This window comes from Paenibacillus sedimenti, assembly GCF_014534655.1.
In the GTDB taxonomy this organism is placed as follows: Bacteria; Bacillota; Bacilli; order Paenibacillales; family NBRC-103111; genus Paenibacillus_E; species Paenibacillus_E sedimenti.
This window is the reverse complement of the sequence record NZ_JACVVD010000010.1, coordinates 208213-226904: the sequence shown is the minus strand read 5'-3', so window position 1 is coordinate 226904 and position 18692 is coordinate 208213. Positions and strand designations below refer to the sequence as shown.

General features: G+C 51.9%; 17 protein-coding genes and 1 tRNA gene. 14 read left to right on the top strand and 4 right to left on the bottom strand.

What is annotated here, in order from left to right:
* Positions 1 to 46 precede the first annotated feature (46 nt).
* From purQ to ICC18_RS24660, 8 genes are all read left to right on the top strand, one after another.
* Positions 47 to 745, top strand: a complete 699-nt coding sequence (gene purQ / locus ICC18_RS24695) for a phosphoribosylformylglycinamidine synthase subunit PurQ (RefSeq protein ID WP_188177106.1) — start codon at positions 47 to 49, stop codon at positions 743 to 745.
* Complete coding sequence (gene purL, locus ICC18_RS24690; protein WP_188177105.1) at positions 720 to 2966, top strand: phosphoribosylformylglycinamidine synthase subunit PurL; 2247 nt, start codon at positions 720 to 722, stop codon at positions 2964 to 2966. Before purQ ends, purL begins: the two co-directional genes overlap by 26 nt.
* Positions 2951 to 4483: an amidophosphoribosyltransferase gene (purF, locus tag ICC18_RS24685; RefSeq protein ID WP_188177104.1), complete on the top strand. Its 1533-nt coding sequence runs from the start codon at positions 2951 to 2953 to the stop codon at positions 4481 to 4483. The genes purL and purF overlap by 16 nt, the downstream gene beginning before the upstream one ends.
* An 83-nt stretch (positions 4484 to 4566) precedes the next feature.
* Positions 4567 to 5607, top strand: a complete 1041-nt coding sequence (purM, locus tag ICC18_RS24680) for a phosphoribosylformylglycinamidine cyclo-ligase (protein WP_188177103.1) — start codon at positions 4567 to 4569, stop codon at positions 5605 to 5607.
* Positions 5608 to 5610: 3 nt separating this feature from the next.
* Complete coding sequence (purN, locus tag ICC18_RS24675) at positions 5611 to 6222, top strand: phosphoribosylglycinamide formyltransferase (RefSeq protein ID WP_188177102.1); 612 nt, start codon at positions 5611 to 5613, stop codon at positions 6220 to 6222.
* A gap of 500 nt (positions 6223 to 6722) precedes the next feature.
* Positions 6723 to 8270 carry a bifunctional phosphoribosylaminoimidazolecarboxamide formyltransferase/IMP cyclohydrolase gene (purH, locus tag ICC18_RS24670; RefSeq protein ID WP_188177101.1) on the top strand — a complete coding sequence of 516 codons (1548 nt, stop codon included), beginning with the start codon at positions 6723 to 6725 and terminating at the stop codon, positions 8268 to 8270.
* A gap of 98 nt (positions 8271 to 8368) precedes the next feature.
* Positions 8369 to 9628: a phosphoribosylamine--glycine ligase gene (purD, locus tag ICC18_RS24665; protein ID WP_188177100.1), complete on the top strand. Its 1260-nt coding sequence runs from the start codon at positions 8369 to 8371 to the stop codon at positions 9626 to 9628.
* Between the two features lie 170 nt (positions 9629 to 9798).
* Positions 9799 to 9954, top strand: coding sequence for a hypothetical protein (locus ICC18_RS24660; RefSeq protein ID WP_188177099.1), 156 nt, complete (start codon positions 9799 to 9801; stop codon positions 9952 to 9954).
* Positions 9955 to 10147: 193 nt separating this feature from the next.
* Here the strand turns inward: ICC18_RS24660 and ICC18_RS24655 are convergent, their stop codons facing one another.
* On the bottom strand, positions 10148 to 10921 hold the full coding sequence (locus ICC18_RS24655; RefSeq protein ID WP_223192830.1) for a VOC family protein: 774 nt from the start codon (positions 10919 to 10921) through the stop codon (positions 10148 to 10150).
* A 133-nt stretch (positions 10922 to 11054) separates the two neighbouring features.
* Here ICC18_RS24655 and ICC18_RS24650 point away from each other — a divergent pair, with 133 nt between their 5' ends.
* Entirely contained in the window at positions 11055 to 11837 is a 783-nt protein-coding gene (locus ICC18_RS24650; protein WP_188177098.1) for a DODA-type extradiol aromatic ring-opening family dioxygenase, read from the top strand.
* Between the two features lie 75 nt (positions 11838 to 11912).
* Positions 11913 to 12464, top strand: a complete 552-nt coding sequence (locus ICC18_RS24645; RefSeq protein ID WP_188177097.1) for a hypothetical protein — start codon at positions 11913 to 11915, stop codon at positions 12462 to 12464.
* A gap of 15 nt (positions 12465 to 12479) precedes the next feature.
* On the opposite strand, the gene ICC18_RS24640 is transcribed toward ICC18_RS24645, so the two are convergent.
* The 3 genes from ICC18_RS24640 to ICC18_RS24630 form a co-directional block, all read right to left on the bottom strand.
* The gene (locus tag ICC18_RS24640) at positions 12480 to 12905 is read right to left on the bottom strand and encodes a thiol-disulfide oxidoreductase DCC family protein (protein ID WP_188177161.1); all 426 of its coding nucleotides are present in this window, start codon (positions 12903 to 12905) and stop codon (positions 12480 to 12482) included.
* Between the two features lie 286 nt (positions 12906 to 13191).
* Positions 13192 to 13602, bottom strand: coding sequence for a cytochrome-c oxidase (locus ICC18_RS24635; RefSeq protein ID WP_188177096.1), 411 nt, complete (start codon positions 13600 to 13602; stop codon positions 13192 to 13194).
* A gap of 23 nt (positions 13603 to 13625) precedes the next feature.
* On the bottom strand, positions 13626 to 14183 hold the full coding sequence (locus ICC18_RS24630; RefSeq protein WP_188177095.1) for a cupin domain-containing protein: 558 nt from the start codon (positions 14181 to 14183) through the stop codon (positions 13626 to 13628).
* 160 nt (positions 14184 to 14343) lie between these two features.
* On the opposite strand from ICC18_RS24630, the gene ICC18_RS24625 reads away from it, so the two are divergent.
* The 4 genes from ICC18_RS24625 to ICC18_RS24610 all read left to right on the top strand — a co-directional run bounded on the left by ICC18_RS24625 (position 14344) and on the right by ICC18_RS24610 (position 18231).
* On the top strand, positions 14344 to 16425 hold the full coding sequence (locus ICC18_RS24625; protein ID WP_188177094.1) for a LuxR C-terminal-related transcriptional regulator: 2082 nt from the start codon (positions 14344 to 14346) through the stop codon (positions 16423 to 16425).
* 40 nt (positions 16426 to 16465) lie between these two features.
* Positions 16466 to 16849, top strand: a complete 384-nt coding sequence (locus ICC18_RS24620) for an Ig-like domain-containing domain (protein ID WP_188177093.1) — start codon at positions 16466 to 16468, stop codon at positions 16847 to 16849.
* 60 nt (positions 16850 to 16909) lie between these two features.
* A tRNA-Ala gene (locus ICC18_RS24615) sits at positions 16910 to 17112 on the top strand.
* A gap of 477 nt (positions 17113 to 17589) precedes the next feature.
* Positions 17590 to 18231: a hypothetical protein gene (locus ICC18_RS24610; RefSeq protein ID WP_223192828.1), complete on the top strand. Its 642-nt coding sequence runs from the start codon at positions 17590 to 17592 to the stop codon at positions 18229 to 18231.
* Positions 18232 to 18692: the final 461 nt, after the last annotated feature.

Below are 18692 nucleotides of genomic sequence, written 5' to 3'. Positions count from 1 at the left end.
TTACGATGCTAGTTTTGCTAAAGCAAAACTCTAAGGAGAGATCGACATGAATTTTGCGGTTCTTGTGTTTCCGGGATCGAACTGCGACATTGACTGCTACAAAGCAGTTGAAGATACGATCGGCCAACCGGTCGACTATGTATGGCATACGGCGGACGATTTGTCCAAATACGACTGCATCCTCGTGCCGGGCGGATTCTCCTATGGAGACTATCTGCGCTGCGGAGCGATTGCACAGTTCACGAACGTGATGAAAGCTGTAGTAAAAGCAGCTGAAGAGGGCAAATACATTCTTGGTATTTGCAACGGATTCCAAGTGCTGACGGAAGCAAGATTGTTGCCGGGAGCACTGCTCCGCAACAACGGCATGAAATTCCGCTGTCATCAGGCGCTTTTGCGTGTTGAGAACAATGCAACGCCATTTACGCGGGATTATGCGGAAGGTGAGCTGATCAATATTCCGATTGCGCACGGTGAAGGGAACTACTACTGTGACGATGCAACGCTGAAAGAACTGCAAGAGAACAATCAGATCGTATTCCGTTATGAAGCAGGCAATAACCCGAACGGTTCGGTAGACGATATTGCCGGAATTTGTAATAAAGCCGGTAACGTAGTAGGTATGATGCCCCATCCGGAGCGCGCCATTCATGAGCTCCTCGGGTCGGCGGACGGCAAAAGAATGTTCACATCGATTCTGAACACTTGGAGGGAGAAACATGGCGCAGCAGCAGCTATCCGCTAAGGAACCAACAGCCGAGCAAATCGCGGAGCAGAAAATTTACAAGCAGATGGGCGTAACCGATGACGAGTACGCCAAAATCTGCGGCTTCCTCGGACGCAATCCGAACTATGTGGAGATCGGCGTATTCAGCGTCATGTGGTCCGAACATTGCTCTTATAAAAATTCCAAACCTGTGCTTCGCAAGTTCCCGACGACAGGACCTCGCGTCCTGATGGGACCCGGCGAAGGCGCAGGGATCGTAGATATCGGCGACAACCAAGCCGTTGTTTTCAAAATCGAAAGTCACAACCACCCATCGGCGATTGAGCCATATCAAGGCGCAGCGACGGGCGTTGGCGGGATTATCCGCGATATCTTCTCGATGGGCGCGCGTCCGGTAGCGCTGCTGAACTCACTCAGGTTCGGTAAGCTGCAAAACGACCGCGTGAAGTATTTGTTCGAGCACGTCGTCTCGGGAATCGCCGGATACGGGAACTGTATCGGCATTCCGACTGTAGGCGGCGAAGTGATGTTCGACGAGAGCTACGAGGGGAACCCGCTCGTTAACGCCATGTGCGTCGGTCTCATCGACCACGACAAGATCCAACGCGGCGTTGCCAAAGGCGTTGGCAACCCGGTATTCTACGTCGGCCCGGCGACAGGCCGCGACGGTATCCACGGCGCGACGTTCGCGTCGGAAGAGCTGACGGCAGAGTCCGAAGCGAAGCGCCCGGCGGTGCAAGTGGGCGATCCGTTCATGGAAAAGCTCGTGCTGGAAGCGTGCTTGGAGCTTATCAATTCTGGCATCGTGCTCGGAATTCAAGATATGGGCGCAGCGGGGCTTACATGCTCCAGCGCCGAGATGGCAAGTAAAGCGGGGAACGGCATGGAGCTTTACCTCGATGAGGTGCCGCAGCGCGAAGAGGGCATGACAGCCTATGAAATGATGCTGTCCGAGTCGCAGGAGCGCATGCTGTTCGTCGTTGAGCCGAAGCATGAGGCGCAAGCGAAGGGGATTTTTGAGCGCTGGGGCTTGCACTGCGCGAAAGTCGGAAAGGTGACCGATGACGGTCGCTTGCGTTTGATCCACCACGGCGAGGTCGTGGGTGACATGCCTGTAGGGGCACTCGTCGACGAGTGCCCGGTGTACAATAAGCCGAGCAAGGTGCCGGCTTACTACGAGGCGAACGCATCCATCGACACGACTCGTTACCCTGAGGTAACGGATTTGACGGATGCGTTGAAGCAAGTGCTCGCGTCTCCGACGGTCGCGAACAAAGAGTGGGTGTACAACCAGTATGACTACATGGTTCGTACGGATACGGCAGTGCGCCCGGGTTCGGACGCAGCGGTCGTAACCATTCGCGGCACCCGCAAGGGGCTGGCGATGACGACCGACTGCAACGGGCGTTACGTGTACCTCGATCCGGAAGTGGGCGGACGGATCGCTGTCTCCGAAGCAGCGCGCAACGTCGTTTGCTCCGGCGCCGAGCCGCTGGCTGTGACGGACAACCTGAACTTCGGCAGTCCGGATAAGCCGGAGATTTTCTGGCAGCTGGAGAAAGCGACTGACGGTATGGCTGAAGCTTGCCGCGTGCTGGACGCTCCGGTTATCGGCGGTAACGTGTCTTTGTACAATGAGAACGCCAAAGGCGCAATCTACCCGACTCCGGTTATCGGGATGGTAGGTTTGGTTCATGACATCGATCACATTACGACACAAAGCTTCAAGAACGAAGGCGACATCATCATCCTGCTCGGCGAGACGAAAGCAGAACTCGGCGGCAGCGAATTCCAATATGTTGTACATGGCGTTACGGAAGGCCGTCCGCCTGAGTTGGACTTGGCTGTTGAGAAACGCCTGCAAGGCGCAGTGTTGAAGGCGATTCAAGAAGGTCTGGTTGCTTCGGCACATGACTTGTCTGAGGGCGGACTTGCTGTAGCGCTCGCAGAGAGCAGCATCAGCGGACGCCTGGGCGCACAAGTAGCTGTTAAAACTGAGCTTCGCGCAGACTTCGCGCTGTTCAGCGAAAGCCAATCCCGTATCCTGCTGACAGCTGCTCCAGATAAAGCAGACGCTTTGAAACACTGGATCGCTTCGCAGGGCGTCCCTTATCAGGAAATCGGAACAGTCACAGGTACAGAACTAAACATATCGGTTAACGGCGAACAGCGAATCCAGTCTCCGGTAAGCGAGCTGGAAAAGGTCTGGAAGGATGCGATTCCATGTCTAATGGCGTGAAACAAACCGGGGCCCTGAAGCTTCCTGCTGCTCCTAGTGTTGAATTGGGCAATGGGCAGCATGAGCTTTGGACAGGTGAATATTACAACGAAGGTGTAGCTGGCCATGGCGGGTTGTTTGACAAGCTGAATGAAGAGTGCGGGGTGTTCGGGGTGTATGGTCATCCCGACGCTTCCTCGCTTTGTTATTACGGGCTTCACGCCCTTCAGCATCGCGGACAGGAAAGCGCGGGCATTTGTACGACAGATGGCGAAAAGTTCAACTATTACCGCGGTATGGGACTTGCCAAAGAAGTGTTCAACAATGAGACATTGCCTCCATTGACGGGTTCTTCTGCCATCGCGCATGTGCGCTACTCAACAGCGGGCGAAAGCAAGCTGGCTAACGCACAGCCGCTCGTGTTCAAATACCGCGAGGGCGAACTGGCCATTGCGACGAACGGAAATCTCGACAATGCGAACATTATTAAGCGGGAGCTGGAGCGCAAAGGCTCGATCTTCCAAACGACGAGCGATACAGAAGTGCTTGCGCATCTGATCGCCCGTTCCGAGCACGATGACATCTTGGATGCGGTCAAAGATGCTTTGAAGCAAGTGATCGGAGGCTTTGCCTTCCTGATCATGACCAACGATAAGCTGATTGCTGCGCTCGATCCGAACGGTTTGCGTCCTTTAATGATGGGCAGACTTGGCGATGCATACTTGTTCGCTTCGGAGTCCTGTGCTTTTGACGCCGTTGGCGGCACGTATCTCCGTGATGTTCAACCAGGTGAAATCCTTGTTCTGGATCGTGACGGATTCCATGAAGATCGTTTCGCTGAAAGCGGCAAGCGTTCGATTTGCGCGATGGAGTACATCTACTTCGCGCGTCCGGACAGCGATATTGACGCGATCAACATCCACTCCGCGCGAAAGCGGATGGGCAAGCGTCTCGCCATGGAATCGTTCGTGGATGCCGACGTTGTGACTGGCGTGCCGGATTCGAGTATTTCAGCTGCGATCGGTTATGCGGAACAGACGGGTATTCCTTACGAGCTTGGTTTGATCAAGAACCGCTATACGGGCCGTACGTTCATTCAACCGAGCCAAGAGCTTCGGGAGCAAGGCGTGAAAATGAAGCTCAGCGCCGTTCGCAAAGTGGTCGAAGGTAAACGCGTCGTCATGATCGACGATTCAATCGTGCGCGGGACGACCAGCTTGCGCATCGTGAATCTGCTTCGTGAAGCGGGCGCAACGGAAGTGCATGTGCGCATCTCTTCGCCGCCTTTTATGAACCCTTGCTATTATGGGATCGATACACCCAGCCGCAAAGAGTTGATCGCCGCGATGAATTCCGTCGAAGAAATTCGCAAAGCGATTAATGCGGATTCGTTGCATTTCCTCACGCAAGAAGGGCTGCTCGATTCCATCGGGACAGGTTCTGCCGGCGACCAAAGCGGCTACTGCATGGCCTGCTTCAACAACAATTATCCGACGGAAATTGTTGATACAGGAAAAGTGGGCTGCGCTTGCGATTAAAGCTGCGGGTAAGATGAGTGGAAATTCGGAAAAACGGGAGGGTAACCTCCCTTTCATAGACAAATATAAGGAGTGGAAGCGAAGTGTCGGATGCTTACAAAAAGGCTGGAGTCGATATCGCGGCGGGGAACGAAGCAGTAGAACGGATGAAGAAACACGTGAAACGGACATTCCGTCCTGAAGTGCTGACTGACCTCGGCGGCTTCGGCGGGCTGTTCGGTTTGAACAAGGACAAGTACGAGGAGCCAGTGCTCGTATCCGGAACGGACGGCGTGGGCACCAAGCTGAAAATCGCTTTTGCGATGGACAAGCACGATACGATCGGGATCGATGCGGTCGCGATGTGCGTGAACGATATTATAGTTCAGGGCGCGGAGCCGCTTTTTTTCCTCGACTATCTCGCATGTGATCGTGTAGTTCCAGAGAAGATTGAAGCGATTGTCAAAGGGATCGCTGACGGCTGCGCGGAGTCAGGCTGTGCGCTGATCGGCGGCGAAACGGCGGAAATGCCGGGCATGTATGCGTCGGGGGAGTATGACATTGCCGGCTTTACCGTAGGGATCGTCGACAAGAAAAAAATCATCGACGGCACCACCATCTGTCCCGGAGACGTCGTTCTGGGTCTGGCTTCTAGCGGTGTGCACAGCAACGGGTTCTCTCTTGTGCGCAAGCTTTTGCTGGAGGATAAAGGGTATACGCTTCAAGGGCATGTGGAAGAGCTTGGGGATAAGCTTGGCAATGTGCTGCTGGAGCCAACTCGTTTATATGTGAAGCCGGTGCTGGGGATGTTGGAGGAAGTCAGCATTAAAGGCATGGCGCATATTACGGGCGGCGGTTTTATCGAAAATATTCCTCGCGTCCTTCCGGATGGCGTGAATGTAGAAATCCAATACGGCTCATGGCCGATTCTGCCGATTTTTGAATTGATGCAGCGCGAGGGCGGCATTAGCAACAACGATATGTTCCGCACGTTTAACATGGGTATCGGCATGGTGATTATCGTTGGCGCGGATGATGCGGAGAAAGCAATCGCAGCTGCTGAAAAACAAGGCGAGAAGGTATACCGGCTCGGCGTCGTAACTGAAGGCGAGCGCGTGGTTACCTTCCAAGGAGCCGAGGTGTAAGTCATGCAGCCTTATCGGATTGCCGTCTTTGCCTCAGGCAGCGGCTCGAATTTTCAAGCAATCGTCGATCAGGTACAGAAGGGGAAGCTTGATGTCAGCATCGAGCTTCTTGTCTGTGATCGTCCGAATGCGTTCGTGGTGGAACGCGCAAAAGAAGCGAAGGTGCCGGTGTTTGCGTTTCGGCCGAAGGAGTATGCCAGCAGGGAAGCCTATGAGTCTTTGATTCTGCAGGAACTGCAGGAGCGCCAAGTGGATCTGATCGTCATGGCGGGATACATGCGGATCATCACGAATGTGCTGGTCGTGCCTTATTACGGCCGAATGATCAACATTCATCCCTCGCTGCTGCCTTCGTTCCCTGGCGTCCGCGCCATCGAGCAGGCGGTGGAGTACGGCGTGAAGCAAACCGGCGTGACCGTTCACTTCGTGGACGGCGGGCTGGATTCCGGACCGATCATCGCCCAGCGCAGCGTCGAGATTCACGAGCACGAGACCGCGGACTCGCTCGCCGAGCGCATCCATGCGGCTGAGCATGTGCTGCTGCCGCAGGTCATCCGCTGGCTGCGCGAGGGCCGCGTCAGCATCGACGGGCGCCGGGTGAGCCTTCGGTTGTAGGTGTTATATGCCGGGCGGGTCATCTTATACAATTAATAGCAATAAGTGCCTGTAATTTAGCTTATTTCAGCTTATTAGCGTTGAATCTTGCAAAAAGTGCTGTTAATTCACAGTGTACTTGTACTCAGAACACATTTATGCGGAATTTACAGCATTTTTTGCAGGTAAATTGACTAGGGCACAGGCTTGGATGTTTTTAACAGCATTTTTTGCTGTTAGTAACTCGATATAAGGGCCTAACTAGTGTGAGGTTTAAGCAATAAATTATCGCTTTTAAGTAACATTAACGGTAGAACGTAATTTGCCAGCGGTTTTGAATAAGCATGAGTGGTAGTAATTCAGTAAATTAACGATTTTGAGTAACATGATCGGCAGAGCGTAACTTGCTGAGTTTTGGAGTATCAGCGAAGGCGAGCAAGTAAAGAGGTATAGTCGAGTTTCCGTTTTCGGCGGCATGTACTATTTTTATATATAAAAATCATTTTCTGGGAGGAAGCAAAGTGGCTATCAAAAGAGCACTGATCAGCGTGTCCGACAAAACGGGTATCGTTGAATTCGCCGGCGAGCTGGCGAAGCTGGGCGTCGAGATCATTTCCACAGGCGGTACGCAAAGTTTGTTGAAGGAAAAAGGGGTGCCGGTCATCGGAATCTCCGAGGTTACTGGGTTCCCGGAAATCATGGACGGCCGCGTTAAAACGCTGCATCCGGCCGTACACAGCGGTCTGCTTGCGGTACGCGATAACGTTGAGCATCAAGAGAGCATGAAGCAGCTCGGACTTGACTATATCGATCTGGTCGTCGTGAATTTGTATCCTTTTGCCGAGACGATTGCGAAGCCGAATGTAACGTATGAGGATGCGATCGAGAACATCGATATCGGCGGACCGACAATGCTTCGTTCAGCAGCGAAAAACCACGCGTTCGTAACGGTTGTTGTGGATGCGGCGGATTACGCGCAGGTGCTGGAAGAAGTGCAAGAGGGCGGCGACACGACCCTTGATACCCGCAAACGCTTGGCTGCGAAAGTGTTCCGCCACACAGGCTCTTACGATGCCCTGATCTCCGACTACTTGTCCAAGCAAGTGGGCGAGCCTTACCCAGAACGTTACACAGTTACTTACGAAAAAGTGCAGGAACTTCGTTACGGAGAAAATCCTCACCAAAAAGCTGCTTTCTACCGCAAGCCGAACGCGGCTGCAGGCAACATTACGACAGCAGAACAATTGCACGGTAAAGAGTTATCCTACAACAATATTAACGATGCGAATACGGCGCTTCAGATCGTTAAAGAATTCAGCGAGCCTGCGGTTGTTGCCGTTAAGCACATGAATCCTTGCGGCGTAGGCATCGGTACAACGGTACTTGAAGCGTACCAAAAAGCATACGCGGCCGATCCGACTTCGATTTTCGGCGGCATCGTGGCAGCGAACCGCACGGTTGATGAAGCGACGGCGCAGCTGCTGCACGAAATCTTTTTGGAAATCGTCATCGCTCCGGATTTCACGCCGGGAGCACTCGAAATCCTCGAGAAAAAGAAAAACATTCGCTTGCTCAAAGTAAGCGGCTTAGATACAGTAACCGGCCGCAAAGCGGAGCCGGTGATCACTTCCGTTGAAGGCGGCATGCTCGTTCAAGACAGCGATGCTTACCAGCTTACAGACGCCGACCTGAAGGTCGTCACCGAACGTCAGCCGACGGAAGAGGAACTGAAACAGCTGCTTTTCGCGTGGAAAGTAGTTAAGCACGTTAAATCTAACGCAATCGTACTCGCGGCTGACGATATGACAGTCGGCGTAGGCGCCGGACAAATGAACCGCGTAGGCGCGGCGAAAATCGCCATCGAGCAAGCCGGCGACAAAGCCAAAGGCTCCGTACTCGCTTCCGATGCGTTCTTCCCAATGGGAGACACGCTCGAAATGGCGGCAAAAGCCGGCATCACGGCTGTTATTCAGCCGGGGGGTTCAATCAAGGACGAGGAATCCATCCGCGTAGCGAACGAGAACGGCATCGCTATGATTATGACAGGCGTAAGACACTTCAAACATTAATTCAATTGTTTGTTTAAACCAGGATTATAATTAAGAATGCTCACGATCGGCAGACACGCGGACCGTGGGCATTCCCCATGAGAGAGGGGTATGACCATATGCGTATTTTAGTTATTGGCCGGGGCGGCCGCGAGCATGCGATCGTTTGGTCGCTTAGCAAAAGTCCGAAGGTGAGCAAGCTATTCTGTGCGCCTGGTAATGGCGGAATCGCTGAGCTTGCCGAGTGCGTGCCCATTACGGAGCTGCAGTTCGAGGAGATCAGCACGTTTGCGAAAGAGCAGCAGATCGACCTCGTCATGGTCGCGCCTGACGATCCGCTTGCAGCGGGTCTTGTCGACCATCTGGAAGGCAAAGGCATCGCAGCGTTCGGACCGCGCGCCAATGCCGCGATCATTGAAGGCAGCAAGGTGTTCATGAAGGAGCTGCTAAAGAAGTATAACATTCCGACGGCGAAGTATGAGACGTTCAACGCATATGAGCCGGCGCTCGCCTATCTCCGCAGCCAATCGGCGCCGATTGTGATTAAAGCCGACGGATTAGCCGCGGGTAAAGGCGTAACTGTCGCCCACACCATGGAAGAAGCCGAAGCGGCGCTGCACGACATCATGGTGGATCAAGTGTTCGGTGCGTCCGGGGCGAGTGTGGTCATCGAGGAATTCCTGACCGGTCAAGAGATGTCGCTGCTCGCTTTCGTCGATGGCTCGACCGTTCGTCCGATGGTGCCTTCGCAGGACCATAAGCCGGTCTTCGACAACGACAAAGGCCCGAATACAGGCGGCATGGGCACCTACTCGCCGCTGCCGCACATCCCGCAATCGATCGTGCAGGAAGCGATTGACAACATCGTGCAGCCGACGGCCGATGCGATGGTGAAAGAAGGCCGGCCTTTCAAGGGCGTACTCTACGCTGGGCTCATCCTCACGCAGAACGGCGTAAAAACGATCGAGTTCAACGCACGCTTCGGCGATCCGGAGACGCAGGTTATTTTACCTCGTCTGAAAACGGATCTGCTCGATATATTCCTTGCGATCAATAACGGCACGTTGGCCGAGCAGCCGATCGAATGGAGCGACGAAGCAGCGGTTTGCGTGATCGTTGCCTCAGAAGGATACCCGGGGTCGTATCCGAAAGGTTTGCCAATCTCCGGATTGGATCAAGTCCAGGACGCTATCGTTTTCCACGCCGGAACCGCGCTGAAGGACGGACAAATCGTAACGAACGGCGGACGTGTGCTTGGCATTACCGGCCTTGGCAGAGACATCGTGGAAGCGCGTCAGAAAGCGTACGCTAACGCGGACCGGATTCATTTTGACGGAAAGCATTACCGCACGGATATTGCGATGAAAGCATTGAAATAGCAAGAATAGCTCGTAAAGTTAGTAAAGTTCGTAAAACTCAAAGCACAGCCTTTTATCATGAAAAGGTTGTGCTTTTTTTATTTATCGTTCATTAATATTGAATTAAAGAGGAATTTGTCGAATTTTATACGAAATTTTTAGGAAAAAACAGATACTGGGGGATCATGAAGATGAAGCTGAAAAGTATTCAAAGTGACGAAGCAGTAGAGGATGTTTTCGGGCTTGTGAAGGTTATATCGCAGTCTGCGGGAATGATTCGCGCGGACTCGAAACGGATGGGCGAGGTGGTCGAACACGTATTACTTGCCGCCGTTACCCATAAATAGCTTATCTTTGTGTTTGTATACAAGCCAAACCGAATAGAATGCTCCTATAAGTAAAATGATTGATAACCAATGGCGGGAAATGAAATCCCAGAGGGTATTCATGGATGTGCCTCCTTCTGTCTACTACATTAAGAGAGGTTGATTTAAAGGTAGTTTTGGCAGAAGGAGGCTTTTTCATGCATAGACAGATTAGTTAGGCATGATTCTGTGAAATGGTAATGATGTTGCCGTCTTCATCCCGAATGTTAAAGAACGAAACCTGCGGGTACCGTGCGATGCCGTAGACAACTTGGAATCCGAGTTCCTCTGCATGGCGGTGCGCACCTTCAATGTCTACCGTATTCAGCTTGAATAGGACCGGACCGACTTCCGGGACCGGGATTTCGGACATTCCATTGGAATCGAGAATGAGACTCGTGCCGTTCGATAATTTGAACAGGTGCAAATGATCGTTACGGTCCTGCTCGCGAATCTCCAATCCTAATAGAGCTGCATAAAGTTTAACGGATTTGTCGAGATTCCTAACCCAAAGAAACACGGAATCGACATGATCTTGTACATAGCTGTTAGCTTTGCGCCCGTCCACGCCGCCGAAAGCGATATGATACCCATCGGGATCCTGCACGATAAATTCTTTCCATGGGCCAAAATCGGGCGAAATGACAGGTTCTCCGGATATGATAGCGCCCTTACTGCGAAACTCTTCATACAAACTGTCCAGCGATGCCCAATCGTCGGTATAGGCGTACACGTCAAACGCGCGCGACCACTCATTTTCAGCAGGATTCGGTTTCACATCCTGAGGAGTAGGCGCTTGCAAAAGTTTAAGAGCGATCCCTTGCAAGCCGTCTCTCACGGCCCACCAGTCCGTAACGTCAAAGCCTAGCACATCCCGATAAAATTGTTTGGAACGCTCAAGATCGGACACCATGATTGCGGTTAAAGAGCTGCTGATTTGTCTTGGCATAAGAATCATCTCCCCGATATGCGAATATACATTCGTATCATACCATTAATTGGGTTTGAAGAATAGGGGTATAATAGGAAGATTAATCCATGTAAAATGAGACTATGTTCGAGGGATCGAGGGAGGAATGGCGATGCTGCCTTCTTTTTTTATTGCGCATGGCGCACCGAGCTTGGCGATCGAGCAGCATGCTTATACGGAATTTTTGCGGAAGCTTGCGTCAAGCATTCCACGGCCCAAAGCCATCGTGCTGTTCAGCGCGCATTGGGAGAGCCGGTTGCAGCAGATCAGCTCGGCGATACAGCTGGAAACGATCTACGATTTTACCGGATTTCCGGAAGAACTTTATGCCATTAAGTATCCCGCCAAAGGGGATTTGACGCTTAGCTTACATATACAGCAGCTTTTTCAGGATGAGGGTATTGATTGTGAAATGAATGATCAGCGGGGGTTGGACCATGGATCATGGGCACCGCTGCATATTATGTATCCGGATGCATCGATCCCGGTAGTCGCATTATCCGTGAATCCAAGGCTGACGCCGGAGGAGCATTATCGGGTAGGTGCGGCTTTATCTGCTCTCAGAGAGCAGCAGGTTCTCATCCTCGGCAGCGGGGGAACGGTGCACAATCTGCGTCGGCTTGACCGCCGCAATCCTGCGCCCCAGGTATGGGCGTTGAAGTTTGATGAATGGCTCGCGGAGCAGCTGGAGACGTGGAATCTGGAGGCGCTGTTCAGCTATGAGGACAGGGCGCCTTTTGCCGCTGAGGCGGTGCCGACCCCGGAGCATTTTGTTCCGCTGCTCATTGCTCTTGGTGCTGCTGATACCTCGCATAAAGCGAGGCTGCTGCATCATAGCTTTCAGATGGGGACGCTCAGCTTAAGCTGCTGGATGTTTGGAGCGGAAACCAATTAATCAGAGCTGATAACCGGCGATAGACAATGATACAAATGGGCTGGCAAGGAGCCGGAGAAGGATGGGTGGGGCTGCATGCAAGCAGCAAGCTTTCTACGAAGCAAATGGATACAAATGATATTGATTGGAGTAGCAGTAGTCTTGCTTAGTCAGACAGCATATCGATTTTACTTACTTCTAGGACCCAGGCAGGCCCACTATACATTGGCACCGAGCCAGTCCTTGCAGCATGAACACTTCGGCGGCATCACACTTGGGCAAAGCATCAAAAAGATCAAAAACGTGCTGCCTTCTCCTACAATCATGCGCAAACAGGATAATGATAACTACCACTATTACAATGTCGACAATGGTGCCATCGTAGCCACGAAGGCGGGCAGTGAAGCCATCGTTCGCATTATGATCGCTGCAAATGCCGGCTCTTCCCGTACCACAACCAAAGGAATCGGTATCGATAGTAAGGCGGACGAGATCAAAACCGCTTATGGAGAACCTAGTTACCGCAGGAGCGAGCAAGGCGCAACTATCTTTGGTTATCTGGACAAAGAAGCGATGATCGCCTTAGAGTTTTGGCTATTCGATGAGCGGGTCACCATGATCCGTCTGGATTTGGCCGAAATGGCCTGATTCTGACTCGCCCTGCTATTCAAGAAATCGCTGCTTGAACTCAGGCCTCGGCAGTATGCAGTGCTCCGCTTGGCCGAACCAGCGGTAGCGATTGCGCGCAACGAAGCGATAGGCGGCATTCCGCCACGGGGCGGGAATAAGGATGGCCGCATAGGCCGCCTTCCAAGCGCCACGCAGCCGACGTGCAATGCGAAGCGCAGCCGTGGATTGCGTATAGGAACGTCCATGCTCGATCAGGACGATGGTATTGATGACATCCGCAGGCAGCAGGTGCTGCCGGAGCAGCTTTTGCCCAACCTCGGATTGCAAAGAAGCAAAACGAAACACACCCTGCGGGTCACGGTGAAGAATGAACTGCACAGCCCCATTGCAGAGGTTACATACCCCGTCGAACAGCACGATAGCCCCTTCATCCGGTTGGTGCGGGTGGCGGTCGTCCATGTTAATCCCCCTTAAGCCCGTTTTATGCATGCTTTTTCAAGATGAGATCTTGGTGAGATCTGCTAAATTAACAGTACCTTTTCAAGATCATGACAGTCAAATAGAAATAAACTTGATTACCTTAAAAGATACAACGAAATCCCTGCTGTCCTGTACCGCGCATGCGGTTCAGTCCAGAGCAGGGATTTGTTGTTTAAGGGGCTTTTAAGAGGTTTTGTATAAGCGTGAGGAGAGGAGAGGTGAGAGGAGAGGAGAAGCGGGGCGGAGCCGAGCGGGTCCGTCCGGATTAACCGGCAGTGTGATGAGTTGCCGAACGGTCAGCATGTGCTTCCTTGGAGGCATGCACATTACGCACGATATTGATGAAGAATAACAGAGTGCCAATCACAATCAGAACACCCCCGACAGGGATTAGCGGAGCAAGGCTTGCGAAGCCGAGAATATAGGCGGCAAGTCCGCCCATCATGAGGGGAACCCCGATATTGTGCATCCAGAAGTGCAGCTTGCCGAGAGTACGCGCAGCCGCGGGGAAGCGGTCATACACGAGGCCGCCGATAGCCATGGACACCCATCCGATCAAGTTCAAATGGACGTGGACGGGGCTGAGACTAAAGCTTTCGGTCATGGACATGCCCATTCCCATCACGACTCCGACCAGAAAATAAAACGATGCGATTTTTAACATGCGAATGCCCATTGGGGATCACCCTTTCTTTTCATTCATCTGCAATACGTATCTAGCAAACGTTCTTCCACACCGCGCCACTTGGCGATTCGGTATAGCGTGCCGAAAATCCCTTTTTGCAGCCCTATCGGGATCCCCTTCATATACGTTTCGCCGAGCTCGAAGATAACGGCCAGATCGAGGACATTGCGGGGAATTCCAGTCTTTCCCCTTACTTTGCCATCCCGGGCCAGACCGTATGAGATTCGGAGCATCTGCTCAAACCGTCTGGCCGGAGCAATCTTGACATGGAAAATGATCTTCTCATGGCCAGGGTTAAAAAAGCGGTGCAGCGATCCTGGCGGAGCCGAAACGGTCTGACCGGGAAGGAGCTCGCGAAAGAGTCCGTCCAGCTCCAGGTGAAGCACTCCATGCACAGCCTCAAAGTGCTCCGTAAAGGCGAGATGGTAGTGAAGGTCCACGCCTCCTCCAGGGGCCAGCTCGACCTCTACATACTCAAAAGATCCGCCTGATTCAGCTCCGGTCGTGATGAAGGTAACCCTGTCTTGAACGAGCGGGTTTTCGATCGTTCTCGATAATCTTGCATGAGACACATCCGTATGCCTCCTTTCAAGACTCAGCAGTTTTCTCATGCTTCAAAGTTATCACCTGAATCGCAGGTCAGACTACTATACCGCAGTATAATTTGGTAGTATACTTTAGTTGAATTTAGGCGCGGATGTCAGTATTTAGGTTAAAAACGGGAGGTTCGGCATGAAGGGAGACGTTATAAGATTCGAGCGGGGCAAGGCGATAACCGGGCCGCAGGCTGCCTCAAGCATAGACGACCGCGAAGAAGAATTTCTGGTGGGCCGCGAGAAGGAGAGAGCGCTTTTTGAACGGTTTTTGGCCGGCGAGCCGATGAGCAAACACATTTGGAATCTGTATGGTACAGGCGGCGTAGGCAAAAGCACGCTGCTCGATGCGTTCCGCAGGCAAGCGAGAAGGCTCAATGCTGTTTTCCTGCTGCTCGACAGCCGGGAATTCAGGAGGACGGGGAACGATTTCTGCAAGCAGCTGCTCCTGCAGCTTCCATCCGCAAAAGAAAAGGGCAGCAGGGATGAAGAGCCGCTCGATGCCGTGCTGCGCAGGCTGAACCGGTTGGCGCAGGACCGCCAGGTCGTCGTGGCGCTGGATACGTTTGAGGAAATGACCGGCATGGAGGGCTGGCTGAGAGAGCAATTCTTGAGAGAATTAGATCCGGGAATCCTCGTTCTCCTGGCGGGACGGTACCCGCTTAAGGGACAGTGGCTGTTATCCCCGGCCTGGAGAGAGCGTACCCTCTGGCTCGCCATCGATCATTTGACCCGGACGGACGTATTGAATTATGCACGCAAATGCGGTCTAACCGAAGAAGCACAGGGAGAGCGGCTTTGGGAACGTACGAGAGGGCATGGGCTCTCGCTATCGCTGGCCGTGTCGACGGAGCTTCTCGAAGGGAGCGGCCCGTTGAACGACGCTGGATGGTCCTCGGAGCTCGCTTCATCCTGGCTGAAAGAGGTGGCGGACGAAGAGCTCAGGCAGCTCGTAGAGGCGGCATCGATGCTAAGGCAGTTCAATCAGGAGCTCCTTGCGTATGTCGTGGAGCGGGATATAAGCGCAGATGCCTTCGGGAGGCTCACGGCGCTTTCTTTTGTACGGAAGATAGATAGGGGTTGGAGACTGCACGATCTGATGAGGGAGTCCACGCGAAGTTATTTGAGGGAACGGGCGCCCGGGCAGTTTGGTAAGCTTATGGAGCGCTGCGTCCGCTATTATGCCTCTATCATCAGAGGGTCCCATGGGAAGCGGGACGTGGCCTGGGAAGTGGGGGAGCTGTTTGGTTATATCGGAGATGCCTTTATCCGGGCGCACCTGAACACGTCTTGGAAGGAAGAGTTTATTTGGGAGCCGTTATCGGCCGCTAATCTTGGGGAAGGTCTTCAGTACTTGCAGCGGCGCCGTAATGAGGCGAGAACGGTTACCCGAAGAGGTGTCGACCCTATGACAGGGGACCTGCTGGAGTTAACGCTTTCGAAAGCGGAGATGCTGTATGCCATCGAAGGACTGGATCTGGAAGAGCTGCTTAGCTTAGGGCAGCAATCGGTTATGCTGTTGAAGGCGCAGGACGGATCGGTACAGGGGCTGTCGGCTATCATTCCGATTAACCGGGGGACGCTGGATTATTTGGAGCAAAATCCTTTCTCAGGCCCTTATATTCGCAGTCTGTCGGCAGCAGAGCGTAAGGAGCTTGACGTTCCGGAGTCGGAACAGGCCGGCTGGTTTATTAAAAGCATCGATGTCCTTGAATGGACCGATTCCGCTCTTCTCATGGAAGGCGGTTCCCAAATGTACAATTACATGTGCTCAGGCAAACTGTTTTTTGCTTCCCCGCCACCGCTCCCGATGTTCTACGATTCTCATCTCGGCTTCGGGTTCGAAGCGGTTCCTGATGTGTTCCATTGCAGCTACGACGGAAAGACCCCAACGCCTACTTTTGTGCTGGATACAAGAGGGAAGAAGCTGGACGCTTTTCTGGCAGCTATGCTGCACCGTATAGGCATACAGCTGGAGCCTGCCGAAGTCGCCGGTACAGAGAGATCGGGGAGCGAAGAGAAGGAGGATCCGCTTCTCAGATTCGGGCTGACGGAGCGCGAGCGGGAAGTCACCTTATGCGTTATTGAAGGCTGCTCCAACCTCGAAATCGCGGCACGGCTGTTTGTTAGCGAAATTACGGTAAAAAAGCATTTAAGCTCCGTCTATGCGAAAATGCAGGTGAAAAACCGCAGTCAACTCATCAAGGCAGTTTTGCAGTAAATAGGGAATCTAATAAAGCGAGCCTAAAGGAGTGTCAGCGTTGATACGGGGACATGCAAATCCGCGATTTGGGAGAACCCGATCTCTAGCAATCATAGCCCTTCTTATTGCCGGTTGGATCGGATGGGACTGGTATCAATCAAAGAACTGGATGGTTTGGACCTATCCGGTCGATGGAGCGACCGACGTGCCAAGGGATGCAACAATAGTCGCTATTTGGAAGGGTACCCGCGGGAACAACTTAGGCATGCCGATCCGATACGCAGATAACCCGGAAGCACATATACCCGGAGTTACCGGCGGGAGCGAGTCCGGTATGTCCTTTCAACCAGAAGGGCAATTTGCCCCCGGCAGAAAGGTGATCGTAACCGTGGAAGCCGGAAGGCGGCGTCATACTTTTACGTTTACGACGGCAGAGAATTAGCGGAAAGTTCAGGATTTCCTCTTTAATTTGATTCCTACTCCACAGAGTCTACATGATCAGGGGGCCGTAGCTCAATTGGGAGAGCGCATCGCTGGCAGCGATGAGGTTAGGGGTTCGTCCGCGCGGACGGAACGGGTGAGACGCTTCGGAGGGTTGGCTTCAAGTGGGGGAGCACGGCGTTGAATTCTACCGCTAAGGTTGTCATCGTCGAGTAGGCATCGTCAGCAAGTTGAATCGGGAATTCAACATCCCCCTTGGCTCCATATAGCATAAGAACGTCATCACATGATGTGGTAGCGTTTTGCTATATAGAGCCTCGCAAGGGGCGAACAGGCACTGGCAGGTATTCCGAACCGGACTCGTAGGTTTTGTACGAAAAGTCGTATAATATTGTGTACATAACCGTCTGATACAGGAACTTTGAACGAAATATCGTATAATATCGAGCCAAGAGAAGGTTGAGGTAGTAATTTTGTACGAATACTCATTCAAATTGATCAGATAATGGTCAGATAAAAGGACTTTGTACGATAAATCACTCAAAATTCCGGCGTATTTGAAAAAGTTCATTGCAACAAGGGACTGATTTGGTTAAAATACAGATGCACTGATAATAAATGTGGCGAAGCACGCCCCGATATACCTTCCAAAGCGAAGGCATGTCGGGGCTTTTTATTTGCTCAGAAAGGGTGATAGGGTTGAGTTTTGAAATCGAGCATGAAAAGTGGATAAAGTACCACATGTCGAAACGTCATGGTGAACGAAAAGATGCTTTGAAAAGGGGGCATGGGTATGGTAATCGTTTGTTTGCAGAAAAAATATGTTGGACCCTAATGGGTCATTTTACAGGTTTGCATCCCGAGTATGAGATTAAAGATTGGCGAGGACGGTCGTATTTTGTAGACTTTATTTGGATCTTAGGCGGACTTCGTTTTGTATTCGAAATTATGGACTATGGTTCACATGGCAAGGATCGTTCGAAATATCGAATTGATCTGAATCGGGGATTGTTCCTGCAGTCCCAAGAATGTCATATGATCTGGATATCATTGGATGAGATGAAAGAAAATCCATCGTTCATACTGACTATGGTTCGAAGTATATTAGGACCTTATCTTGCGGCAGCGAATGAGAAAACCGGAGAGCTTCGTCACAAATTTGGAAAAATCGAACGCCAACTAATGCGTCTGGCGATTCGGCACAATCGTATCGTTTACCCGCCGATAGCCTCGAAAGAATTGGAGATCCACAAGCAAACTGTTATGAAGTATTGCCGTAAACTGGTGGAAGAAGGCAAATTCCGTGCAATTCCGACGGGTTCCACTGGAAAGATCTATCAGTACGAATACATAGGTCCGCTTCAAAGTCCCGATTTATTGTGATTATTTCTTACCTGAGACGATTGCTCTCGCAAACCGAATTCCGCTGTCGAGTTTGCTCTAAAGGAGTACCGCAACTCTCCTAATTCTCATTCGATAAGAGGTACCGTATTTTATGGTCAGTGGTTCTGGAGACCCTAACGGCGAGGAATTTGCCACTTACTTGATCGGACCAAGCCCGCGACGGACAAATACAATTTGAAGTACACGATTAGGATACGCCAACCTGATTTTTTGACAGAAAAATGGTTTATGCAGTTTCTATATAGCCGTCATTAATAAATCCAAATAAAGGAAATTATCGGTGTATGTCTAATTCTTCTAAAGGTGCTCGTTGGACCTATGGAAAGAAATATGGTCATGCCGTAATCCTGCTGTGTAGTATATGGACTTCGCTTTTCGCTTTATTGTTATCTGTAGCAATATAAGTGTTATAATATAATGATTATTGGAGTGTTGCATGA

Excerpts from the sequence above, each read along its gene's own strand:
- purQ (WP_188177106.1), top strand. The coding sequence starts at position 47 with ATGAATTTTGCGGTTCTTGTGTTTCCGGGATCGAACTGCGACATTGAC.
- purL (WP_188177105.1), top strand. The coding sequence starts at position 720 with ATGGCGCAGCAGCAGCTATCCGCTAAGGAACCAACAGCCGAGCAAATC.
- purF (WP_188177104.1), top strand. The coding sequence starts at position 2,951 with ATGTCTAATGGCGTGAAACAAACCGGGGCCCTGAAGCTTCCTGCTGCT.
- purN (WP_188177102.1), top strand. The coding sequence starts at position 5,611 with ATGCAGCCTTATCGGATTGCCGTCTTTGCCTCAGGCAGCGGCTCGAAT.
- purD (WP_188177100.1), top strand. The coding sequence starts at position 8,369 with ATGCGTATTTTAGTTATTGGCCGGGGCGGCCGCGAGCATGCGATCGTT.
- ICC18_RS24660 (WP_188177099.1), top strand. The coding sequence starts at position 9,799 with ATGAAGCTGAAAAGTATTCAAAGTGACGAAGCAGTAGAGGATGTTTTC.
- ICC18_RS24655 (WP_223192830.1), bottom strand. The coding sequence starts at position 10,921 with ATGCCAAGACAAATCAGCAGCTCTTTAACCGCAATCATGGTGTCCGAT.
- ICC18_RS24650 (WP_188177098.1), top strand. The coding sequence starts at position 11,055 with ATGCTGCCTTCTTTTTTTATTGCGCATGGCGCACCGAGCTTGGCGATC.
- ICC18_RS24645 (WP_188177097.1), top strand. The coding sequence starts at position 11,913 with ATGCAAGCAGCAAGCTTTCTACGAAGCAAATGGATACAAATGATATTG.
- ICC18_RS24640 (WP_188177161.1), bottom strand. The coding sequence starts at position 12,905 with ATGGACGACCGCCACCCGCACCAACCGGATGAAGGGGCTATCGTGCTG.
- ICC18_RS24635 (WP_188177096.1), bottom strand. The coding sequence starts at position 13,602 with ATGGGCATTCGCATGTTAAAAATCGCATCGTTTTATTTTCTGGTCGGA.
- ICC18_RS24625 (WP_188177094.1), top strand. The coding sequence starts at position 14,344 with ATGAAGGGAGACGTTATAAGATTCGAGCGGGGCAAGGCGATAACCGGG.
- ICC18_RS24610 (WP_223192828.1), top strand. The coding sequence starts at position 17,590 with ATGTCGAAACGTCATGGTGAACGAAAAGATGCTTTGAAAAGGGGGCAT.